The following is a 4,702-nucleotide window of genomic DNA, read 5'->3' as shown; positions in this document are numbered from 1 at the left end:
CCAGTTGTAGCCAACCTGGACGCCACCCACGAAACCCCCGGCAGTCACATCGGCCGATCCAGTAGCAAGGATGATTTCGCCGGGGCCTGGCGGAACGAGAGCAGGCGCTACCTCTCCCTGGGATTCGGGTCCGATGAGCTGAAGCGGGTGCTTGAACACGCCGCCCCCGTATCCACCGTTGATACCAACGTAAAACCCGTTCCAGTCGTACGTGGGCGAGGAATACACCGGGGCGACACCTTCGTCGAGCACCAGGTCAGCGGCGCCGGCCGTCCCTGCCATCAGTGTTGCAGCCATAGTGGCAATAATCAGAATCCGCATCGGAGTCCCCTTGTTCGCTTGGGGTAATAATGCGCCGGAGTTTCGCAGAGTCCAGATTCTCACCACAGTCATTGCATTTCTGTGTTCACTATGTGGCGGCCTTGCCACATCATTGCCAGAAGGAAGACCATGCACATTGGGAAATCGACTGCGCGCTCAACGATCACGGCCCTGTGATATTGTGTCTGACCCACCGTGACTGAAACGACAAAGGCCCGGCATCCACGAAGGAGACCGGGCAGTTCGCCACCGGTGGGAGGCATCTGCGATGGCAGAATCCCCTCCCGCGGTCACCCAGCCTTTGCGGCAATCTGCAGCAAATTACTGGCGGCTGTCATGGTTTCCATTGAACTGCCTCGCAGGGAGCGGACGCCACAAGCCACCTTGCAGCGTCCGCTCGCCCCGCCACTTTGGGGGCGAGCGGGGCACTTAAGCCTCGTGCACTTACCACCTGACGACTCGACAAAGGTCGCAAATGTTTGGAACGCGAACAAAGCCGCCGTGAGCGGGCCAGCGCTACGTCTTGCGTGTGCGCCCACGGCCATGGTGCGACAAGTTCTCCTGATTTTTGGCAATCGAGCTAGATACGCGGACGAGAGCGATCAAGCAGGATCACTGACATTGACGGCCACTACGTGCCGCCACCTCTATCGCTCAATAGGACGTGTTTGATGCCAACGGTTCGATACATCGCCATGAACTGGATCCGCGCATCCGACCTGGTGATAGTGATGCTCGGATCGGCGCTGATCGTGAGCCTCTGCCTCCTTTAACAGGATCGGTAGATTGAATAGGAACGCCGCCCCCGATGTGGTGGCTCAGGTTCCTCCGCTCTTGCCGCCCGGTTCGCGCTCTTCCGCAGCGTCTCTTGATGGCATCGCCGCGCCGCGTCCCCGCGTGACGTCATCTGCCAAATCCCTCGAACACCCCCGTTACCTCCCTCAGACGTCATCACGCAGGCGAGCGGGATCGAGGCTCGGGATGGAAGTAGGGGCGTCGATCGACTCGGCGAAATATTACGACAGTATTTCTGGCTTTATTTTGCCTATCCGCTGGGATAATTGTGGAAGCGACATAGAACGACCAGCGACCCACAACGACAACAGATGGAGGAATACTATGTTGCGAAGTGCAATTCTGCTTGTCCTTCTTTCGACTTCGTGCGGACTGCTGATCAGCTCGGAGGTGCTTGCGCAACAGTCGCCGGCAATCATTATCCAGCTACCTGAGGGGGCCGCCGTACAGCCCGGGTCAGATGCCGGCTTCATCGACGGTTCAATTGGGGTGGTGGAACTGACCGTTGGGGAGTGCCTGGCCCTTGGTGGTGATGTTACGAACGACAACACCTGTCCCGAGACTACAACCACAGGACCGCGTGGCGGGAGCATCAGAGGCAAGTTCTCCTGCAGCGTGCGAGGCGGTCCCGCTGCTTGCGTCAACGAAGATTACGCGCCGCAGTAATTAACGCGGGCCTCGATACGGTCCGGACCGCGGCTCCGGTCGCGGCCTGCCGCGCTACCTGAGGAAAGGCGGCGAAGCTCCGCACGCCATGCGCGATGAGCCTCGCCGCTCCTCCCCATCTACTGAACAGGGATGCGGAGACCTAATGCTCATCGGCGGCTTTTTGCACCAGATGGATCCGGCAGATGGATGAGGCGTAGGGGCGGCGGCAACCCCAGCTACCCGACCAACGCCGGGCCGCTGAAAAAGGGGGTTTGCCGCTGGAAACTCAGACGCTCGTAGGTCCCCTCAAGGGGCGTGCACCATGGCCAATCGAGGGCTTCCAGCGCCGCTTGATCCCCTGCCGGAATGTCGGCGTCGCCGGCGGTGGCCATCAGCTCCCCCCAGCACTCCTCGAAGCCACAGAACGCCGATGCCTTGATGCCCATGAGCAAAGTCGACGAGAAATGCGGCGTGCTGAGATAGGGGAGCGCCACTGCCTCGATCATCCGGTCGCGGGCGGGCTCCACAGCATCGATGCTGCACACCGCTGGGAAGCACATGTGCAGTACCTCGGCAGTCTGGCGGCCGTGCTGGTACGCGGCGTCGATGATCATCTTCGTCACGTCGGCTGGATCCATCATGGTCAGCATTCGAATTCCTCCTCGAGCTCGAGGTCGGTGCCACCGGCATGGGTGACGCCGATGCTGGGCACGTCGTCGGCCCCGTCCTCGAGGTCAGGGTCATCTTCCATCTCGTCGAGCGCGGCAATCAAAGCGAGGGTAGCGTCTTGCAGCTGTTCAATGCGAGCTTCAATCGCTTGGCGCCGCGTGACGGGACAGACACCGACCGGGCAGCCGCGAGGGCGGAGAAACGGCGCGTTCATCGCCCTTCACCGCGGATGTCGTCAAAGGCGGCTCCGGAGGGTTCAGCCCCGCCTTGCATTGCCGTTCGTGCTCCGTGAGGCGTTCGCCAATGCGGCGAACCTGATCCATTTGTTTCGGCGACAGGCGATGGAGGATCGCAATGAACTGTTCCCGCACCGAATCCCTGTCGCGACGAGCCTTCTTGCCCGTGGCTGTCATGACGGCACCCCATCAAGCAGGGCACGCACCAGCTGGTAAGCCAGCCGGTTGTCAGTTTCGCGCGGTTCGCCTTCAACGAAACCGAGCCACTCGAGCGCCCGAGCCTTGAGGCGTACGTGTTCGATGGTTTGCGCCGGCAACTCCGCTATCTGGCCGCAGATGCCTTCCGGGTATTCCCGGGCCGTCTCGTAGGCTGCCCACTGAGTGACAGGCGTGGCGCGCTCGATTGCATGTGCGCGGTCAGGCCCCTGGTGGGGAGGACGAGGATCGCGATGGCGGATTCACTCACGGGGGGTGGACACTACCCTTCTCGACGACATCGGGAAGAACTTCGGCGCGATGATGCAGGACGTCGACGCGTTCCTGCTCGGTCGGCGCACCTATGCAGTTCGACCGTGGGTATCTTAGTCCCTATTTCGTCACCAATGCCGAGAAGATGGTGGCGGTTCTGGAGGACCCCGTGATCCTGCTGCACGAAAAGAAGCTCTCCAACCTCCAGGCACTGCTGCCGATCCTCGAAGCCGTAGTGCAGAGCCAGCGTCCGCTGCTGATCGTTGCCGAGGACATCGAGGGCGAGGCCCTGGCCACGCTCGTCGTCAACCGCCTGCGGGGCGGCCTCCAGGTCGCGGCCGTCAAGGCGCCGGGGTTCGGCGATCGCCGCAAGGCCACGCTCGAGGACATCGCCGTCCTCACCGGCGGCCAGGTGATCTCGGAAGATCTCGGCATCAAGCTCGAGAATGTGACGATGGACATGCTCGGCACTGCCAAGAAGGTCGAGATCACCAAAGAGAACACCACGATTGTCAATGGGGCGGGCAAGAAAGCGGACATCGAAGGCCGCATCGCCCAGATCAAATCGCAGATCGAAGACACCACTTCGGACTACGACAAGAAGAAGCTGCAGGAACGCCTGGCCAAGCTCGCCGGCGGTGTTGCGGTGATCAACGTCGGCGGTTCGACCGAAGTCGAGGTGAATGAGCGCAAGGACCGCGTCGACGACGCGCTGAACGCCACCCGCGCCGCGGTTGAAGAGGGCATCGTTGCCGGTGGTGGCGTCGCGCTGCTGCGCGCTTCGGCCTCGCTCACCGTCAAGGGTGCGAACCCCGACCAGCAGGCCGGCATCGGCATCGTGCGCCGCGCGCTGCAGGAACCGATCCGCCAGATCGTCCAGAACTCAGGAGCCGAAGGCTCGGTCATTGTCGGGAAAATCCTGGAGAACAAGTCCGACACCTATGGCTATGACGCTCAGACCGGTGAGTTCGGCGACATGATCATTATGGGCATCATCGATCCGGTCAAGGTTGTGCGCAGTGCGCTGCAAGACGCGGCCTCGGTCGCAGGCCTGCTCATCACTACTGAGGCGATGATCGCCGAATTGCCGAAGGATCCGGCGCCTGCGATGGGCGGTGGCGGGATGGGCGGCATGGACTATTAGCCAAGATCTCCTTCCTGCGCCTCAGCCGCCCCGTGTAGTGTTTGAAGTCCGGACAGTATTACCCATGCCCTAACCTCGACTGAGGCTATATAATCTGGCCGATGATGAAGGCGATCGTTACGCTAGCGTCTGGACGTCTCTGGCGCCGAACTGGCGTAGCAGCTCTTGAGGCCGCGCTCATGAGCGGCCTGTGCTGCCTGATCGAAGCTCATCCATTGCCGCCTTCGGGCTCATTCGTCGGCCATAGAGTTGTCGCGTGCGCGATGCAAGAACAGTGGGTAGACCGCCCATCGAGAAGCTCAGCAGCAAGCGGTCGTGGCCCACCGTCACCCTGCGCAGCACCTGACGTACCTGTGGCATCAGCGCAGTGTCGATGCGACCGGCAAGTGCGTCGCATACCGAAAGGCCGCGTCGCTGTTTT

At 61.7% G+C, this 4,702-nt stretch carries 3 protein-coding genes and 2 pseudogenes; 1 reads left to right on the top strand and 4 read right to left on the bottom strand.

What is annotated here, in order from left to right:
* The 3 genes and pseudogenes from JWQ89_RS12645 to JWQ89_RS12635 all read right to left on the bottom strand — a co-directional run.
* Window positions 1-321 (bottom strand): annotated as a pseudogene (locus JWQ89_RS12645) (porin family protein); the annotation flags it as partial.
* 1,679 nt (window positions 322-2,000) lie between these two features.
* Window positions 2,001-2,414 carry a hypothetical protein gene (locus JWQ89_RS12640; protein WP_299641540.1) on the bottom strand — a complete coding sequence of 138 codons (414 nt, stop codon included), beginning with the start codon at window positions 2,412-2,414 and terminating at the stop codon, window positions 2,001-2,003.
* Window positions 2,408-2,647, bottom strand: coding sequence for a hypothetical protein (locus JWQ89_RS12635; protein WP_299641538.1), 240 nt, complete (start codon window positions 2,645-2,647; stop codon window positions 2,408-2,410). The genes JWQ89_RS12640 and JWQ89_RS12635 overlap by 7 nt, the downstream gene beginning before the upstream one ends.
* Before the next feature lie 569 nt (window positions 2,648-3,216).
* Between JWQ89_RS12635 and groEL the strand changes: the two are divergent.
* A pseudogene (groEL, locus tag JWQ89_RS12630) lies at window positions 3,217-4,281 on the top strand (chaperonin GroEL); the annotation flags it as partial.
* Window positions 4,282-4,458: 177 nt separating this feature from the next.
* On the opposite strand, the gene JWQ89_RS12625 reads toward groEL, so the two are convergent.
* Window positions 4,459-4,702, bottom strand: a 244-nt coding sequence (locus JWQ89_RS12625; RefSeq protein ID WP_299641536.1) for a hypothetical protein, incomplete at its 5' end; no start/stop codon positions are given.

The sequence above is a fragment of the Devosia sp. genome, assembly GCF_028290645.1.
GTDB lineage: Bacteria > Pseudomonadota > Alphaproteobacteria > Rhizobiales > Devosiaceae > Devosia_A.
This window is presented reverse-complemented; position numbering and strand designations above follow the sequence as displayed.